General features: G+C 51.4%; 14 protein-coding genes. 2 read left to right on the forward strand and 12 right to left on the reverse strand.

Annotated elements, in window-relative coordinates; all coding sequences use genetic code 11:
- The first annotated feature begins 55 nt into the window (after positions 1-55).
- On the forward strand, positions 56-928 hold the full coding sequence (locus tag CRO57_RS09515; RefSeq protein WP_097153015.1) for a 50S ribosomal protein L11 methyltransferase: 873 nt from the start codon (positions 56-58) through the stop codon (positions 926-928).
- Positions 929-1,088: 160 nt separating this feature from the next.
- Here CRO57_RS09515 and CRO57_RS09520 read toward each other — a convergent pair whose 3' ends face one another.
- Positions 1,089-1,295 carry a hypothetical protein gene (locus tag CRO57_RS09520; RefSeq protein WP_097153016.1) on the reverse strand — a complete coding sequence of 69 codons (207 nt, stop codon included), beginning with the start codon at positions 1,293-1,295 and terminating at the stop codon, positions 1,089-1,091.
- Between the two features lie 261 nt (positions 1,296-1,556).
- Between CRO57_RS09520 and CRO57_RS09525 the strand changes: the two genes are divergently transcribed.
- Complete coding sequence (locus tag CRO57_RS09525) at positions 1,557-3,377, forward strand: aminopeptidase P family protein (protein WP_097153017.1); 1,821 nt, start codon at positions 1,557-1,559, stop codon at positions 3,375-3,377.
- A 64-nt stretch (positions 3,378-3,441) separates the two neighbouring features.
- Here CRO57_RS09525 and ligA read toward each other — a convergent pair whose 3' ends face one another.
- The 11 genes from ligA to murG form a co-directional block, all read right to left on the reverse strand.
- Positions 3,442-5,571 carry an NAD-dependent DNA ligase LigA gene (ligA, locus tag CRO57_RS09530; protein WP_097153018.1) on the reverse strand — a complete coding sequence of 710 codons (2,130 nt, stop codon included), beginning with the start codon at positions 5,569-5,571 and terminating at the stop codon, positions 3,442-3,444.
- On the reverse strand, positions 5,568-7,244 hold the full coding sequence (gene recN, locus CRO57_RS09535; RefSeq protein WP_097153019.1) for a DNA repair protein RecN: 1,677 nt from the start codon (positions 7,242-7,244) through the stop codon (positions 5,568-5,570). Before recN ends, ligA begins: the two co-directional genes overlap by 4 nt.
- 244 nt (positions 7,245-7,488) lie before the next feature.
- Complete coding sequence (locus tag CRO57_RS09540) at positions 7,489-8,307, reverse strand: outer membrane protein assembly factor BamD (RefSeq protein WP_244580043.1); 819 nt, start codon at positions 8,305-8,307, stop codon at positions 7,489-7,491.
- Between the two features lie 248 nt (positions 8,308-8,555).
- Positions 8,556-9,521: a UDP-3-O-acyl-N-acetylglucosamine deacetylase gene (gene lpxC, locus CRO57_RS09545; protein ID WP_097153315.1), complete on the reverse strand. Its 966-nt coding sequence runs from the start codon at positions 9,519-9,521 to the stop codon at positions 8,556-8,558.
- A 294-nt stretch (positions 9,522-9,815) separates the two neighbouring features.
- Positions 9,816-11,672, reverse strand: coding sequence for a cell division protein FtsZ (ftsZ, locus tag CRO57_RS09550; protein WP_097153021.1), 1,857 nt, complete (start codon positions 11,670-11,672; stop codon positions 9,816-9,818).
- Positions 11,673-11,882: 210 nt separating this feature from the next.
- Positions 11,883-13,178, reverse strand: coding sequence for a cell division protein FtsA (gene ftsA, locus CRO57_RS09555; protein ID WP_097153316.1), 1,296 nt, complete (start codon positions 13,176-13,178; stop codon positions 11,883-11,885).
- 26 nt (positions 13,179-13,204) lie between these two features.
- A complete protein-coding gene (locus CRO57_RS09560; protein WP_097153022.1) occupies positions 13,205-14,149 on the reverse strand; it encodes a cell division protein FtsQ/DivIB in 945 nt (314 codons plus the stop codon).
- Positions 14,137-15,063: a D-alanine--D-alanine ligase gene (locus CRO57_RS09565; RefSeq protein ID WP_170956031.1), complete on the reverse strand. Its 927-nt coding sequence runs from the start codon at positions 15,061-15,063 to the stop codon at positions 14,137-14,139. The genes CRO57_RS09560 and CRO57_RS09565 overlap by 13 nt, the downstream gene beginning before the upstream one ends.
- A 328-nt stretch (positions 15,064-15,391) precedes the next feature.
- Positions 15,392-16,357, reverse strand: coding sequence for a UDP-N-acetylmuramate dehydrogenase (gene murB, locus CRO57_RS09570; protein WP_097153024.1), 966 nt, complete (start codon positions 16,355-16,357; stop codon positions 15,392-15,394).
- 4 nt (positions 16,358-16,361) lie between these two features.
- Positions 16,362-17,771 carry a UDP-N-acetylmuramate--L-alanine ligase gene (gene murC / locus CRO57_RS09575; RefSeq protein WP_097153025.1) on the reverse strand — a complete coding sequence of 470 codons (1,410 nt, stop codon included), beginning with the start codon at positions 17,769-17,771 and terminating at the stop codon, positions 16,362-16,364.
- The gene (gene murG / locus CRO57_RS09580; RefSeq protein ID WP_097153026.1) at positions 17,768-18,874 is read right to left on the reverse strand and encodes an undecaprenyldiphospho-muramoylpentapeptide beta-N-acetylglucosaminyltransferase; all 1,107 of its coding nucleotides are present in this window, start codon (positions 18,872-18,874) and stop codon (positions 17,768-17,770) included. The genes murC and murG overlap by 4 nt, the downstream gene beginning before the upstream one ends.
- Between the last annotated feature and the right edge of the window lie 49 nt (positions 18,875-18,923).

The raw sequence follows: 18,923 nt of genomic DNA on the forward strand, positions 1-18,923 counted from the left end.
CACAAAATTGGCATCGAGTTGCCATAGCGTTATACGTCAAGCGAAAGACTGACACATGTCCCACTATCTCTATGCCGAAGGCCCTGCCGATCAGGTCCAGAATGCCGCCCGGCATCTTGAAGTCCTGTTCGAAGAAGACGGCTTTGCCATTTCCAATTTCGAGATTGATGAAGACGCCAAAGTCTGGGCCTTGTCCCTCTATCCAGCTGAGGAAATTGCCGACGAAGCCCTTTCCCGAGCACTGGACAATCTGAAGACTCAGGACATCTCGCTACCATTGGAAAAGGTAACTCTGCCAGACGAAGATTGGGTAAGCAAAAGCCTGGAAGGCCTGGTGCCAGTTGAAGCAGGCCGTTTTGTTATTCATGGCTCCCATGATGTTGGCATGAACACCAAAGGCCGCATTCCTGTACAGATCAATGCTGGTCAAGCATTCGGCACTGGCCACCATGGCACCACAGCAGGCTGCCTGAAGGTCTTGAGTGAAGAGCTGAAGCAAATTCAACCTGAACGCATTCTGGATCTCGGCACAGGCTCAGCTGTCCTTGCCATTGCGCTTGCAAAATTGCTCAAGCAGACCATTGTGGCAACCGACATTGACCCGATTTCCGTTGAAACCAGCCGCGACAACGTCCGAATCAATGAGGTGCATCCATATGTGAAACTTGCTTGTGCTTCCGGCTTCAGCCATCCCATTTTCAAGGAAGAAGGCCCGTTCGATCTGATCGTTGCCAATATTCTGGCCGGACCACTTTGTGACATGGCCAAGGATGTAGCCGCCAACACCATGCTGGGTGGCCGCATTGTGCTTTCAGGTTTGTTGCCTCACCAGAAAGCCAAGGTCGTTGCAGCCTATCGTCAACAAGGCTTCCATCTGCTGCGCGCTGTAGAAGAAGATGGCTGGCTGGTTCTGGTCCTGCAGAGCTGATCATACAGTTTCTGATCAGGCATACCCTAGAAGCATATTGCCCAAAAGTGTGCGCGGTTTGCGGGCATATGCTCTAGATACAAAGAAAGCGGGCCAAGGCCCGCTTTACTTTTTCTCAGTCGCAAGACTGATGAATCCAAACCAAGTCAAGTTCCAGAACTTAGAATGGCAGATATTTTGCGTCTTTGGACTTCACTTCGTCCGCATCAAAACCACCAGCAGAAAGCAGGCTACGGTCAGCATTGCGGATGTAAGCTTGAACATAACGACGAGCTTCCTGCTCGCGAGCGTGGATCATACGATCAAAAGTACGACGAATAACGGACATGGTCTCATCCTTTACATGGAGCAGGTTGGGAGGCGCCATCAATGGCCCTCTGCTCTTTGCGTTTTTCTTGAGCCTAATATGTGGATTTTCCATACATTTGAGAAGTCTCAGTTTTACAAGACAGCTCTGCAAAAAATGCATGGCAGGTTAAGCAAATTTTTCAGCGGATAACACGACAGCCCCCTAAAGCCACCTTGCACTTCATCGGTACATTGGGCACCATCAAATCATAGCCATAAAAGTCTGCTCCGCGCCCGCCCGGAGGCTGTGGATTATTTCTCATTGCCAAAAGAGATCAACATGTTTCAAATCTTCTCCGACCAAGCCAGCCCAGATCAGGGCCGTGTCCGTCTCCCTCTGCTACGCGAGGAATTGCAGGAGCAGGGATTGACCGGCTTCATCCTGCCACGTGCAGATGAATATGGCGGAGAAAATTTGGCAGATTATGCAGAGCGTCTTGCCTGGCTCACCGGTTTCACCGGTTCCGCAGGTACTGTCATTGTCTTGCGCAACAAGGCAGCCATTTTCATTGATGGTCGTTATACCCTACAAGTACGCGATCAGGTGGACACAGATCTATTGACGCCTGTTTCCTTTCCGGAAACAACCCCGGCACAATGGCTGAAAGAGAATATCAAGGAAGGTGATGTTATCGGTTTTGATCCATGGCTTCATACCGCAAAACATGCGGAGCAGCTGGAGCAAAACTGTATCAAAGCCAAGGCAAAACTGGAACCGGTTTCCAAAAATCCGGTTGATTCCATCTGGTCAGATCAACCGGCTCGCCCGAGCGCTCCGATTGTCCCGCAACCGTTCGAGCTGACCGGTCGGAATGCAGAAGATAAAATCCAACTCATCGCTGACAAGATTGCTGACAAGGCTGATGCTACCTTCATCACACAAGCAGATAGCGTCGCTTGGCTCTTAAACATTCGTGGTGCTGATGTTCCTCGTGCCCCCCTACCACTCGCATTTGCCATCGTCACCAAGTCGGCAAAGGCTTACCTAATCTGCGAAGAAAAGAAACTTCCTCGCGAAACATGCAAATTGCTGCCCAACAACTTGACAGTGGTTGCACCAAAAGAGCTTGAACAATTCTTTACCGGCAATGAAGCAGATGCCAAAAGTTGGTTGATTGATCTCACTTTGACACCTCAGGCCGTCGTCTCCATGCTGGAGCTCTCGAATGCGGTATTGGTCGAAGGGTCTGACCCGTGCCTACGCTTGAAATCCGCCAAAACACCAGAAGAATTAGCAGGTATGCGGTCCGCTCATTTACGTGATGGCGCAGCTATGGTCCGATTCTTGAGCTGGCTGGACAACGTAGCCCCAACCGGCACAGTCGATGAAATTCAAGCTGCGAAGCAGTTGGAGCAATGCCGGACTGAGACCGGTTGCCTGAAAGACATCTCCTTTGACACCATTTCAGGTGCCGGTCCTAACGGAGCTATCGTTCATTATCGGGTGACAGAGACCACCAATCGAAGGCTGGAGGAAAACAGCCTTTATCTGGTCGATTCCGGTGGTCAATATCCTGATGGCACAACAGATATCACCCGCACCATCGCAATTGGCGAGCCCGATGCAGAGATGCGTGCCTGCTTCACCCGTGTCCTGAAAGGCATGATCGCGATCTCACTGGCCCGCTTTCCCCAAGGTACCACAGGCGCTCAATTGGATACCCTCGCTAGACACGCCTTATGGCAGGTAGGCTTGGATTACGCTCACGGAACTGGCCATGGCGTCGGGTCTTACCTCTGCGTCCATGAGGGGCCGCAGAATATCTCCAAACGTGGCAGCGTACCATTGGAAGAAGGCAATATCCTCTCAAACGAGCCCGGCTATTACAAGGAAGGTACTTGGGGCATCCGTATTGAAAATCTGGTCGCAGTCCAGAAAGCAGAAGTTCCCAAAGGCGGTGAGTTGGCAGTTCACGAATTTGAAACCTTGACGCTTTGCCCAATTGATCGCCGTTTGGTTGATACCAACCTTCTCGGCATCGAGGAACTAAACTGGCTCAATGATTATCATGAGCGCGTCTTTGCAGAACTCTCCAATGATCTTGAAGAAGATGAGCGCCTATGGCTGGCCGAAGCAACCAAGCCTCTTCATAAATCCTGAAAATACCTCACCAAATGAAAGGGCCGGTTCAGTGATCCAGCCCTTTTATTTGCAGATAGTGTGGTCAGTTACCAATCAACTCAATCCACTCATCTTCCGTGAGCGTGGTAATACCCAACTCTTGCGCCTTCTTCAGCTTTGAACCGGCACCTGGTCCTGCCACCAGAATATCAGTTTTGGCGGAAACAGAGCCAGACACTTTCGCTCCAAGACTCTCGGCCTGGTTTTTGGCTTCCGATCGTGACAAGCGCTCCAGTTTGCCGGTAAAGACCACCGTCTTGCCGGAGATTTCTGTATCAGTCTGAACAGCTTCCGCTTCCTGAGGCGTGACAAAGGAAAGCAAATCAGTAAGCGCTACTTCATTCTTCTCTTCGGTGAAGAAATCAACGATGGATTTGGCCATCACCTCGCCGATACCGTCAATATCCAGCAGCTCTTTCCAGCTTGGGCTATCCACCTCTTTTGCTGTCATCATGGCCTGACGCAAAACTTCAAAGGTGCCATAGCGACGGGCTAGCAGCTTGGCAGTCGTTTCACCCACATGGCGAATACCAAGCGCAAAAATGAAACGATGCAGTTCAACTGAGCGGCGGTCCCGAATGGCTGCAAACAAGTTGCGAGCAGAAGTCGCCCCCCAGCCCTCCTTGTTGCGCAAGCGCTCACCACGCCCCTTTTCCTGATCCAACTCCTCCAAACGGAAGATATCAGCAGCAGTCTTGACCTCACCTTCCTCATAAAAGGCGGCGATCTGCTTCTCCCCCATGCCATCAATATCCATGGCATTGCGAGAGACAAAATGCTTGAGCTGTTCAATGGCCTGTGCTGGACAGATCATGCCCCCGGTACAACGTCGGATCACATCTTCCTTATCGCCATCCTTTTGTTCACGCACAGCATGTGAGCCACAAACCGGGCATTCTGTCAAAGGTTCATAGGGTTTGGAATCGACTGAGCGCTTATCCAGCACCACACCAACGATCTGAGGGATTACATCTCCTGCTCGCTGCACAATGACCGTATCACCCTTGCGGACATCTTTGCGGGCAATCTCATCCTCATTATGCAATGTGGCATTGGAGACAACCACACCACCGACAGTCACTGGCTTCAGTTTGGCCACTGGTGTCAAGGCGCCAGTACGACCAACCTGAATGTCAATATATTCGAGAATCGTTGTGGCCTGTTCGGCCGGGAATTTGTGCGCAATGGCCCAGCGCGGAGCACGGGACACAAAACCCAATCGTTTTTGCAATGCAAGATCATCAACTTTATAGACGACGCCGTCGATATCGTAATCAAGTTCCGCTCGCAGCGCTTCAATCTTGGCGTAATGAGCCAGCAAGCCATCCAGATCATCAAAAATCTGAAGCAACGGATTGATGGTGAACCCCCACTCTGCAAAAGCTTGTACGGCCTCATATTGACTTTCCCGCCATGGCTCGCTTATCTCGCCCCAAGCATAGGCAAAGAACGCCAGATTGCGGCTACGAGTAATGTCTGCGTCCAATTGACGAAGTGAGCCAGCAGCAGCATTACGAGGGTTGGCAAATACCTTGCCACCACTCTCCTCTTGCCGTGCATTCAGCGCGTCAAACTCCGAGCGCGGGAAATAAACCTCACCACGCACTTCCAATACATCTGGATAACCAGAACCTTGTAGTTTGTGAGGTATGGAAGAGATGGTTCTCAGATTGGCCGTGATATCTTCACCAACCGCACCGTCCCCACGGGTTGCTCCATACACAAGCACCCCATTCTCATAACGAAGACTGGCGGAGAGACCATCAATCTTGGGTTCTGCGGTCAGACATATAATTTGGGAACTCGGCATTCCCAGATAGCGACGCATGCGATCCACAAATTCACGCACATCGTCGCCATCAAAGGCGTTGTCCAGCGAGAGCATCGGCACCGCATGGGTGATCTTGGCAAACTTCTCTGATGGTGCCGCACCGACCCGCAAAGTAGGACTATCATCGCGACGTAAATGCGGAAAAAGAGCTTCAATCGCAGTGTTGGATTTACGCAAGGCATCATAGTCAGCATCCGACATATCAGGCGCATCTTCACCGTGATAAGCTTTGTCAGCCTCCGCAATCACATATGCAAGCCGTGCCAGCTCTTCTGTCGCTTGCTCTTCATTCAGAGCCTTGATTTCATCCAGAGCCAGAGCACCCTTAATGGCTTCACTCATTGCTCAACTCCTGACAACAGTTGACGGGCTGCAGCACGCGCCTCATCGGTGATCACAGCGCCAGCCAGCATCCGGGCAATCTCTTCTTCGCGATGATCACCATCAATCTCGATCACTGCCGTTGCAACACGATCTTCACCATCCACGGCACTCTTGGAAATCCGCATATGCGCCATGGCACGAGAGGCCACCTGCGGGGCATGGGTGACAGAAAGCACCTGCACCTGATCAGCCAAGCGTGCCAAACGACGGCCAATGGCTTCCGCCACCGCTCCGCCGACACCGGTATCAATTTCGTCAAACACAAGCGTAGGCGCAGAGCCTTTGTCCGCCATTGCAACTTTCAAGGCCAAAAGGAAACGAGACAATTCACCACCCGACGCCACTTTCATCATTGGTCCCGGGCGCGTGCCTGGATTGGTCTGCACCCAGAACTCAATCTGATCAATGCCATCAGCATTGCGGTTTTCAGGGTCACTTTCATGCTGCACGAGGAACGTGGCAGCCTCCAACTTCAAAGACGGTAGCTCAATCATGACTTCAGAAATCAACCGCTCGGCAATCCCAACGCGGGCATCACTCAAGATCTTGGCTGCAGCATCATAAGCATCTTTACTGGCAACAGCTTCTTCGCGCAGAGCAACCAAGCGCTCTTCCCCATGATCAAGCGCATCCATCTCGCTCTGCATTCTCTCAAGCAGCGGGACAAGCGCATCCGCATCCTGAACCTTGTGCTTTCGCACCAAGGCTCGAAGAGCAAAGAGACGCTCTTCGGTCTCTTCCAGATCACGCGGATTATAGGCTGTATCACGCAGGGCCTGATCCAAAGCACCACGAGCATCTTCCAATGCGTTCAACGCATGGTTCATATGTTCCAGCGGTGCCTCCATGAGACCAGGAACCTGTTCGGATTTGCGCTCAAGACGGCGCATCATGCTGGCGAGAACCGGAATGGGTGATGCGGTACCATCAAGCGCTTGAAAAGCTTCGTTCAAGTCGCCCGCAATCTTCTCCGATTGCATCATCGTGGTTCTCTTGCTCGCCAGCTCTTCTTCTTCCCCTTCCATGGGAGACAAAACCGACAGTTCCTCGACAGCTGCTGCAATATAATCTGCTTCCGCGCGCGCTTCTTCTATCGAGCGTTCCAGCTTGGACAGCTCCCGCTCCGCCTTGCGCCAATGAGCATAGGCCTCTTGCACATTTTGTAGAGGTTCATCCAATCCACCAAAAGCATCCAGAAGAACGCGATGTAGATCGGCATCCACCAATGCCCGGTCATCATGCTGCCCATGAATTTCAATCAGGCCTTCACCGACCTGGCGAAGTAAACCCGCACTGACCGGCTGATCATTGACATAGGCACGGGTACGGCCATCTGCATTTTGCACGCGACGCAAGACAAGCTCACCATCATGAGGGATATCCTGTTCTTCCAGAACTCTATACGCAGGATGAGTAAGCGGCAGATCGAACATGGCAATCACCTGCCCTTGTTTCTGTCCGGCCCTCACCAGATCGCCATCGCCCCGACCACCAAGAGCCAGAGACAGCGAATCCAGCAGGATGGATTTACCCGCACCTGTCTCACCAGTAAGCACAGTCATACCGGACCCGAATTCCAGATCCAGACGATCAATCAACACGATGTCACGGATTGAGAGTGATGCGAGCATTGGCCCCTCTTAACTATTGCGGTTTTGCCTGCCTATAAACAGGTACGCATCTGCGGCAATGCTAATCCATATGCAATTGGAATTGCAATAAAGACAAGCACAAAAAGAGAACATCCTGAAACATTCCCTTCCTTCTCTGTAGCGAGAACCAACCTGTTGGTCCAGTTTTAACAAGAGCTGCAAACAAAAAAAGCGAGGCCAAGCCTCGCTTTTCATACTTCCGATATGAATTGTCCGCTTCTCCTTACGAGAAAATCTTGGACATCCAAGACCCTTTGTTCACTTCAGGCTGCAATCCATCCTTGGTCAGCATGCTATAAGCCTGCTTGTACCATTTGCTTTCCGGGAAGTTATGACCGAGAACAGCAACTGCTGTTTGCGCTTCATGGACAATACCCATGGCAAGGTAAGTCTGTGCCAAACGCATCAATCCCTCTTCCACGTGACGGGTCGTCTGGAAATCCTTCACCACCAGCTTGAAGCGATTCGCAGCGGCAATATATTCCTTGCGCTCCAGATAATAACGACCGATCTGCATTTCCTTACCAGCCAATTGATCCATAGTGATACGGATTTTCTTGCGGGCATCAGAGGCATATTCAGAATCAGGATAGCGCTGAACCAATTCGTTCATCGCCTGCATGGCGCGCTCAGCCGCTTCCTGATCACGGGTTACTTCCGGGATTTGGCGATAGTAGGATTGGCCGATCAGATAGTAAGCATATGGCACATCTTCATCGCTCGGATAGAGCGCAATGAAGCGTTTCGCTGAAGAAACACTTTCACTGTAATCACCTTGACGATAGGCGTTATAGGCACTGAGCACCATCGAGCGACGGGCAAAGTTTGAATATGGATGCTGGCGATCCAGCTCCTCGAACTTCTTGCGTGCCAGACTGTCATCACCACTATCCATAGCGGTAAGACCTTGCGCATAAAGTTTTTCAGCCGGCACTTCTTCAAATGCCAGTTCAGACGGGTCACTGCTGGCACAGGCACCAAGTGCCAATGCGCCCAGCAATACCAGACTATTGCGCAAATTCATTGCTGACCGAAACATCATGAAGACTCGTACCTCTATACTCATAACGGGCCAAAAGATTGCCGAGAGACCATCAAATTCAACACTGTCTTACAAGAAACCAACTAAATCCGCCATCACTGTAATGACAATATTGGAAAAAATATGTCAGGCACCAATTCTCCCCCCACATTTTTCTCGTCGAAATTACAGTTTCATCAGCTTTCCAAAAAGAAAGGGCACCAATTTCTTGGTACCCTCATAACTCTTATCGACCTAAACAGCGCCTGTCAGTTGGTTTCTGGCCCCATAACCGCCTGAATCGCAGGGGTGGAATGGGTAACACCGCTACGGGTCGCACTACGAATTGGAGCATCGGCTTCGACCCATTCCCAATTGCTGTCATCAGCAAACAAGGCTTCCAGCATATTGAAGTTCAGCTTATGGCCGCCTTTGAAGGAACGATAATGCGCCAGCAAAGGTGCTCCGGCCAATGCCAGATCACCAACAGCATCCAGAGTCTTGTGGCGAACAAATTCATCATCGTAGCGAAGACCATCCGGATTGACGATTTTCTGCTCTGCATCAATAACAACAGAATTTTCCAAAGAAGATCCAAGAGCGTAACCTGCCGCCCAGAGCTTCTCAACGTCGCTCATGAAGCCAAAAGTTCGAGCGAGACTGACTTCCTGTTTAAAAATCTCAGGGCTCATCTCATGATCAAAGGTCTGCACACCAATTGCATCACACTCGAAATCAATGGTCACATCAAAGCGGGTGCCTTCATGTGGCAGCAACTCACCAACGGAATCATTATTCTGAACACGAACAGGCTTCAGAACACGAATATAACGGCGAGGCGCATTCTGCTCCTTCAAGCCAACCTGATCAATTGCATCAATATAGGCACGAGAACTGCCATCCATCACAGGCACTTCGTCGGCGTCCACTTCCACCATCACATTGTCGACACCATAGCCAACCAGAGCCGCCATCAGGTGCTCGATAGTCGCGATCATGCCTTTTTCAGGGTGACCAATGATCGTACAAAGACGTGTATCAAGAACGGAAGAATAATTACCAGCAAACTCGACTTCAGTGCCTTTTTCCTTGTCAACACGAACAAAGGTGATACCGGTATTGGCGTCAGCAGGATGCAGAACCATTTCGACAGGCTTTCCGCTATGCACACCCACTCCGGATACAACAACACGATCCATCAGCGTAGTCTGCTTGGCTTTCAGCACATTCGTCATAATGTCGCCCCTAATGCTTTCTAACAATGGCTTGGACGCATGGGTTTGCTTCGCTTGATTGGCGCGCGTTCTTAAATCCCTGCCCAGACCCATATCTTGTTATTTTGGTAAACATACCCTGCACGGCCAGCGCAGTACAAATCACGCTTTCTTACCCATTGTTACGAAAAACAATATATTGAAAGTGCAATGAAACAGGGTCTAATTATTATTCATTTTCAAAATGTTAAAGGCCGAAGCAGTTCATGCTTCGGCCTTCAATTATGTGTTCAAAACTGTTTTTGTAACAATCTGTTACTGAGCCTGACGGCGCAAGAAAGCGGGAATCTCCACCTGCTCTTCTTCACTCAATGCAGGTTGTGTCGGCGCTGGATTCGGCACCGCACGACCATGTGGATCAAGTTGACCTTGCTGTGGCTGATACATGCCCTGATGTTGAGGACGTGGAGCCATCTGAGGACGCGGCGCAAACTCGTTCAACGGAGATCCTGCGGCAGGTGCTGCAGGTTGCTGAGAAATCGGAGCCTGAGGTGCAGCCGGTGCATTCATGCTTGGCATCACAGGCAGCTCAGCCTGAGGAGCCTGTGGCTGACCAGGGGTTTGCAATGCCTGCGCCTGCATCTGCGCAGCAGCTTCTTCTTCCTCGCGACGGCCAAGTCCAACAGCGGCCAAACGTTTGAGCAAGCTCATTGGGCGTTGCTCATCTTCCTGTACCTGCTCGTCCTGACTATGCAACTGAGCCAACTCACGCTGGATCATTGGAGGCAGATCATCCATTTTCGGCATGGTGCGATGCAAATTGTCTGGCATCTCAGGTGCAGGCGGAATGAATGGAGCAGATGCAATCACGGGCTCTTCAACAACTGGAGCTGCCGGTTCAAATTCTTCTTCTACTTCAGGAACAGAAGGTTCGCTCGCAGCTTCTGGCTTGAATGGAGCCAGTGAGATAGAAGGATCTTGCTCGGCAGGACGGGCCAGAGGAATTTCAGGCAATTCGATCTCACGCTCAACAGCTTGAACGGCTTCCGCAATTGGAGCGGCTGGAATTTCAGCAACCGGCTCGGTAGAAGCTGGTACTGGCATCACTGGTTGTGCCTGGGCTTCCGGCGTTGCAACAGAAACAGAACGCAGGCGCTCGGCCAGTTCTTTCATACGCTGATCGGCCGGTGTCACCAACTCTTGCATCATCTGGTCGATACCAGTGGAGACGACAGACACACGGATCATACCTTCCATGCTCTCATCGAATGTCGCACCAAGAATGATGTTGGCATCCTCATCCACTTCTTCGCGAATACGGGTTGCAGCTTCATCCACTTCAAATAGGGTAAGATCCCGACCGCCAGTAATGGAGATCAGCAAACCTTGTGCGCCTTTCATGGACACATCATCGAGTAGTGGATTGGCAATGGCAGCTTCTGCTGCGGCCAGCGCACGACCTTCACCGGATGCTTCGCCGGTGCCCATCATGGCTTTACCCATAGAGCGCATGACCGAACGCACATCGGCAAAGTCCAGATTGATCAGGCCTTCCTTGACCATCAGATCAGTAATGCAGGCCACACCGGAATAAAGCACTTCGTCAGCCATGGTGAAGGCATCAGCGAAAGTGGTTTTCTCATTGGCAATACGGAACAGATTCTGGTTCGGGATCACGATCAAAGTATCAACGCTCTGCTGAAGATCTTCGATGCCGGATTCCGCAAGGCGCATACGACGCTGCCCTTCAAAATGAAAAGGCTTGGTCACGACACCGACAGTCAGGATACCCATGTCACGCGCAGCACGTGCAATCACAGGGGCAGCACCGGTACCGGTACCGCCACCCATACCGGCAGTGATGAACAACATGTGGGAGCCATTGAGATGATCGCCAATCTCGTCGATTACTTCCTCGGCAGCAGCACGGCCAACCTCTGGCTGGGAACCGGCACCAAGACCTTCCGTCACAGCGATGCCCATCTGCACAATACGCTCCGCCTTGGACGTGGTAAGAGCCTGAGCATCGGTATTGGCAACCACAAATTCAACACCTTCAAGGCCGGTATTGATCATGTTGTTGACAGCGTTACCGCCTGCACCGCCGACACCGAATACCGTAATTCTCGGCTTCAATTCGGTAATGTCGGGCATCTTCAGATTAATGGTCATAATACCCTCGTTTCACTGCATGGATCGAATTGTCACCGATCTCAATCCGCATCTTTAAAGCTGTCGCACCTCGAACAGCTTCGTCCCAATTTCAATTCAGAGTCCTGATTAAGCAGTGGGGCGAATCACTTGAAATGAATATACCCCAAGCCATTGATTCTGATCAAATAACCAAGCACGCTTTTCACGCCTAAATCTGATCATCAATCCTCAGAAACTCTCCTTAAGCCACTGACCAACACGGGAAAAATAGCCATCTGTCCCAGTTAATCTCGGTTTTACCGCCAGTCTCTCGAATTGCTCGATTTGCGAGACTTGCGGATAAATCAATAGTCCAACGGCGGTTGCAAAGGCTGGCCCCTTGGCCACCTCCGGCAGACCCGCAATACCCAATGGACGCCCAAGGCGCACATTGCGACCCAACATTCTACGCGCTGTTTCCGGAATACCGGTCAATTGGCTTGCACCACCGGTCAGCACCACACGGCGGCCAACATGGGCGGAAAAACCCGAGGCCTGCAGTCGATCTCTGACCAGTTCCAGAATTTCTTCGACACGCGGACGAATGATCCGTGTCAACGCGGCTTTTGGCACTTGGTTCAACAAGTCCCGATCATCGTCTCCAACCGGAGGCACTGCTACCAATTCCTGATCATCCGATAAGGACAACAAGGCGCTGCCATGCAGCGTCTTGATCCGCTCGGCATCCGTCAAACGGGTTGACAAGCCACGCGCCAAGTCCATGGTCACATGAGTTCCACCAATTGCGATAGCGTCGGAATGCACAAACTGACCATCCATGAAGATGGAAAGGGTCGTCGTGCCACCACCCATATCAACACACGCAACCCCGAGTTCAGCTTCATCATCCACCAAACAGGCAAGACCGGAAGCATATGGTGTTGCCACCATCATCTCCACTTCCAGATGACAACGATTGACGCAAAGCTCAAGATTTTTCAGCGGAGCAGATTGTGCTGTTACCACATGCATATCAACGGCAAGCTCATCACCCAGCATACCGCGTGGATCACGGATACCCTTGCCGCCATCCAGTGAATAGCCAATAGGCATGGAATGCACAACAGAGCGATCAACGGTCAGAAGATGCTCTGCGCCGGCGTGCAACACACGGCGAATGTCCGCATCATCCACTTCATGTCCATTCAGAGACACGGTAGCGCTCAACGTATCAGATGACAAACGCCCACAAGACACATTGACGATCAGGCTCTCAACAGTAATGTCAGCCTGACGTTCCGCCGCATCTACCGCCAGGCGAATGGAATTCTCAGCCTGTTCGAGATCGACAATTACACCGGATTTCATGCCCTTGGCTTGATGCAAACCAAACCCCAACACCTGTACATGATGGGTGCGATAGCGCAAAGCCTCGCCCGCAGGACGTGGTGTCAGGCGCGCAATGATACAACATACCTTGCTTGAACCGATATCAAGAATCGTGATGATGGACGAGCGCTTCTGGTTCAGACCACGCGCACGCATATCACGTTTGTTCCACGGAGTATGGATCATGCCTCCACCTCCTTGGGCAATTTGGCACCAAGATCACGCAAAATGGCACGGCGTTTCTCAGCGGCATCCTTACCCATTCGCACAAAGGTGCGATCTTTCAGTCGCAAATCAACTGACATGATGTCTTTGCGGGACAAATTCCCGTCTTCATCAAAAGCCACGACTTTCTCCAACGCAGATGCAATATCCTGCTCTGGTAGCTTGATGAAGACGCCATTCTTCAAATACAGATCCCAGCGCCGTTCACCGACATAGGCAACCGCACGAATTTTGCGGGCCAGCGACGGATAATTGGATAAAAGCTCGAACAAGGTTGAAGCCTGACGCTGAGCACCATGACCAACAACCAAAGGCAAGGACTTGAATTCGGGTTCGATGGTGTCGGAAATTACCGATCCATCATAAGCAATGAGCGAGACATATTGCCCGCGTTGCCACAGAGCAAACGGCTTTTGCTCTTCGACCACGATCTGCAACTTGTTCGGATAAAGCTTTTGCACTTTGGCTTCGGCAATCCAACTGATCTGTTCCAGGTTTTTGCGTGCGGCATAGGCGTCAAAAGTCAGCAGTGAGCTTTCGCTATTCAGCGCCAGCGCATTCAGGATCTCTGCTTCACTGACTTCCTTCTGGCCGGAAATCAAAACGGAATCCACTTTCAATCCCATGACAGAGGAGACGCGCTCCAATGCGGTTTGGTTTCCACCGCTAATGGAGGCCCCATAAAGACAGGTCAAACTGAGAAAGCCAATGGACAAACCCCAGCCAATCCCACGAGGCAACCAGGCTTCAGCAGCTGGAATGATCCGCTTATAGGCAGGAAGGCGGCGCTGCTCATAGGCAGCAGCACGTGGTGCCAAAGGGCCATGAGAATATGTCCCCTTGCCAGCTGTGGCGATAGCCCGCTGCTGCTCAGTCAGTTTATTTGCCTTCAGCGGTCGCACGTAGCGTCCTCCACCATCCAGGAAACCAGTTGCGCAAAATTCATGCCTGCTTCAAGAGCGATCTCCGGGACGAGTGAGGTTGGCGTCATACCTGGTTGTGTATTCACTTCCAGGCAGATCAATTCACCTTCCCCGTCACCTTTATCATCGAACCGAAAATCAGCTCGACTAACACCTTGGCATCCAAGAGCTTTATGCGCGGTTAAGGTTAACGATTGTATATATTCGTAAACATTCGGTTTAAGTTGGGCCGGTAAAATGTGCGAAGAGCCTCCCGGCGCATATTTTGCGTCATAATCATAGAAGGCATGATCTGTGGATATAATTTCCGTCACATCCATTGCCTTACCATCCATGACCGCACAGGTGAGTTCCCGACCGGGAATATAGCGCTCAATCATCACCATATCGCCATAGGGCCAATCAGAGGAATAGAGCTCTTGCGGTGGATGTTCCTGCCCTTCCAGAACAATCAGAACACCAAAGCTGGATCCCTCGGAGACAGGTTTGACCACATAAGGTGGTTTCATGACATGCTTTTTTGCAGCATTTAGCCGATGCATGACCTTGGCTTCTGCAACCGGAATCCCCGCTGCCTTCATGACATCCTTGGCTTTTTGCTTATCCATAGCCAATGAAGATGCCAGCACACCGGAATGAGTGTAGGGAATATCAAGAATTTCCAACAGGCCCTGGATCCGGCCATCTTCACCAAACGGACCATGCAATGCATTGAAAGCCACATCAGGCTTCAACTCAGCCAAAACCTGTGCAATGCTGCGATCGACATCCACTTCGGAGATCCTATATCCAGCCTCCCGAAGAGCCTCTGCACAAGAAGCCCCGGAACTTAACGAAACCGGGCGTTCCGAAGACCACCCCCCCATCAAAACCGCAACATGTTTCGTCATAATCATTTCCTCATTCACAAATCACAATCGAGCCGACTGAATAGCCATTTGTTAGCTGACAGTGGCAAAAAGGCATTCATGCGACTTGCAATGCAATTTGCATCTACTTGGACCCATTATGGTTAACAAAACCTAATAAAATCTTTGAACCGGCATATTTTTTAAAAGATGCACAGAGATAAAAAAGAACAATTCTCAAGTGAAAATCACAGTCAGGAAGACCATGAATCATGTCAAATGAATCAAATCTGAACGTTCTCTCTCTAGCATAAAAAAAGCGACCAGAAGGCCGCCTCAATTTGTCTGAAATATAGTTGGGTTTTGGAGACGCTCAGGCTTCACCATCTTCCAAAAATTCTGGAATGGAGACACCCTCCGCATGACAGCCGATACGCTTGATCTCCCAATGCAGCTCAAGTCCGGTTTGCTTGCGCACCTTGCCACGCACCATCTCGCCAAGACGCTCGATATCTTCTGCAGTCGCGTCACCAGTATTGATCAGAAAGTTGGTATGTTTGGGCGAAACCTGTGCTCCACCCAGCTCAAAACCACGAAAACCTGCTTCATCCACTAACTTCCAGGCACTCAGCCCATCCGGATTCTTGAAAGTAGACCCTCCGGTACGTTCCTTGGTTGGCTGGTTTTCCTCACGATAGGTGGAAACCTCATCCATCTCGGTTTTCAATTCATTCGGGTCTCCTGCCTCACCCTGATAAGTCGCTTGGGTGAAGATGAAATCAGCTGGCACACCACAAGAACGGTATTCATGTTTCAGATCTTCCGGTGTCAGAATATGGACATTTCCTTGACGATCCACAGCACGTGCGGATATCAGCCGCTCCTTTGTCTCAGCCCCATGAGCGCCAGCATTCATGCGTAACGCACCACCAATGCTGCCAGGAATACCCTTATAGAAAGCAAAACCGGCAATACCCTGTTTGGCCATCTGGGTGGCAAAACGCATATCCGGCATCGCGGCACCCACATGCACTTTGTAATTCCCATCAACTTCGATGGCGCTGAAGGATTTACCGGACAGACGAATGACCACACCTTCCACGCCACCTTCACGCACCAAAAGGTTCGAGCCAAGGCCAATGACTGTGACAGGGATATCAGCAGGTAAATTCTTCAGGAAGAAAGCCAGATCCGCTTCATCCGCCGGGTTGAACAGCAACTGTGCAGCCCCACCAACCCGAAACCAGGTATATGGCGCCAGCGAGAAATTGGACTGCAGGCGGCCCTTAATTTCAGAGGTCCAGTCACCCAATGTTTCCAGCAAATCAGGGAAAGCCATTCTCTTATTCTCCAGCCAGCTTGATCAATTGCTCCGGCAGTGCATTGGCCCAAGCCGTGATGTTGCCAGCTCCAAGGCAAACAACATAATCACCCGGCTCTGCAATTTCTCGAACACGCCCAGCAAGACCAGCTTCATCACCCAGCAAAGAGGCATGGCGATGACCATGACCCTTCAGTCCTTCAACCAGACTTTCGGAACTAATGCCTTCAATTGGCTGCTCACCAGCTGCATAAACATCGGCCACCAGGACATGATCGGCATTGTTGAAGCAGGTACAGAAGTCTTCGAAATGGTCTTCAAGACGGCTGTAACGGTGTGGTTGAACAACAGCAATGACCTTACCTTGACTGGCCTGACGTGCAGCATCCAGAACAGCCAGGATCTCAACCGGGTGATGACCGTAATCATCAATCACCTCTATCCCGTTCCAGGAACCGGTGCGTGTAAAGCGACGCTTCACACCGCCAAAACCCGCCAGACCTTTGCGGATATCATCAGCTGGAATGCCCAACTCATGAGCGACTACAATCGCAGCTGTCGCATTGGCCACATTGTGCTCGCCCGGCATTGGAAGAGTGAGACCTGTAATCTCTTCTTCTTCACCCGTCTGGCGATTGCGGATCGTAATGGTGAAGCGGCTGATACCGCCCTCGGAACGCAGATCAGAATAGCGCACATCGGCCTGCGGATTGGCGCCATAGGTCACGATACGACGATCTTCAATCTGACCAACCAGAGACTGGACTTCCGGATGATCCAGACACATGGCCGCAAAGCCATAGAAAGGCACATTCTCGACAAAGGAGGCAAAAGCCGCGCGCACGGCTTCAAAATCACCATAATGATCCAGATGTTCGGGATCAATATTGGTCACCACAGCCACATCGGCAGGAAGCTTGACGAAGGTTCCATCTGACTCATCAGCCTCGACAACCATCCAATCACCATCGCCCATACGAGCATTCGTGCCATAGGCATTGATAATACCGCCATTGATCACGGTTGGATCTTTATGGCCCGCGTCCAACAATGCGGCAACCAGGGATGTCGTAGTGGTTTTGCCATGTGTACCACCAACTGCGATGGCAGATTTGAAACGCATCAGTTCGGCCAGCATTTCAGCACGACGAACAACCGGCAGCAAGCGCGCCCGCGCTTCTTTCAACTCCGGATTATCGGCTTTGATGGCAGAAGAGACAACAACGACTTGGGCACCGTCAATATTCTCAGCCGCATGACCGATTTTGACCTCGATGCCCTTCTCCCGAAGACGCAATACGTTGGCACTCTCCGACAAATCGCTGCCCTGAACCGTATAGCCCAGGCGAACCAACACTTCGGCAATGCCGGACATACCGATGCCACCAATCCCGACAAAATGGACGGGACCTATATTCTGAGGCATTTTCATTGGACAACTCCTGTCTCTGATACCAGCCCTTCGACAAGGTCAGCAAGGTGTTCAGCCGCATCGGGCCGCCCTTGCTTACGCGCAGCATCTGCCGCAGCTGTCAGCTTGTCCGGGTTGGAAAATAAATCTTCAATCAAATCTGCAATCGGGTTTGGACGAAGACCACGCTGGTCCATGATCCAGGCGCCGCCGGCATTGGAAAGAACTTCCGCATTGGCTTTCTGGTCCTGATCCAAAGATCCTGGCAAGGGCACAAGGATGGACGGGCGACCTATGGCTGCCAGCTCACTCACCGAAGAAGCACCAGAGCGGCAAATGACCAGATGGCTATCCGCAATCTTTGCAGGCATGTCGGCAAAGAAAGGTGAGATCTCGGCATCAATCTTCAGCTCTCGATAAGCAACGCGCGCTTTGGGCAAATCTTCCTGACGGCATTGCTGAACAAGCTTGATCCGGGATCGCATTGCTTCCGGCAAACGTCCGATCACACCCGGCATATATTCGCTAAAGAAGCGCGCTCCCTGACTGCCACCAAAAACAGTTAATTTCAACGGACTATCAGCATCCAATGCAGGATAGTCACTGGATGCCGCATCCAGCACAGCTGGACGCACCGGATTGCCGGTCAAGGTGGTAATCTCCTTGAATGGCTCACCACCCTTTAGAATTGGAAAGCTTGCGGCCAAGACCTTGGCGCTACGTGCCAACAACTTGTTCGCACGACCAAGCACCCCATTTTGCTCATGCAAACAAGTCGGAATACCAAGGCTGGCTGCCGCCAACATGGGAGGAACTGTCGGATAGCCACCAAAGCCGACAAGAGCTGCCGGTTTCAGCTCTTTCAACTGTTTGCGTGCAATGAAGAAACCTTTTGCCAGCGTCAGAGCCGCTTTTGCCATCTTGATAGGGTTCTTGCCGGACGGAGTAGCAGAAGGAATGATGCGCACGCTCTGTGCCGGAAAATCGTGACCATAACGCTCAGCCCGGCCATCGGTAGCCAAATGCACCTGCCAACCACGCACATCCAATTCATGCGCCAGAGCCTGAGCCGGGAATAGATGCCCCCCGGTACCGCCAGCGGTCAGAACAATTACTTTTTCCATTCTTTTCCTCGCGAGACGCAAGGCTCCATTCAAATTTGACCGGATTGAT

This window comes from Cohaesibacter gelatinilyticus, assembly GCF_900215605.1.
GTDB lineage: Bacteria > Pseudomonadota > Alphaproteobacteria > Rhizobiales > Cohaesibacteraceae > Cohaesibacter > Cohaesibacter gelatinilyticus.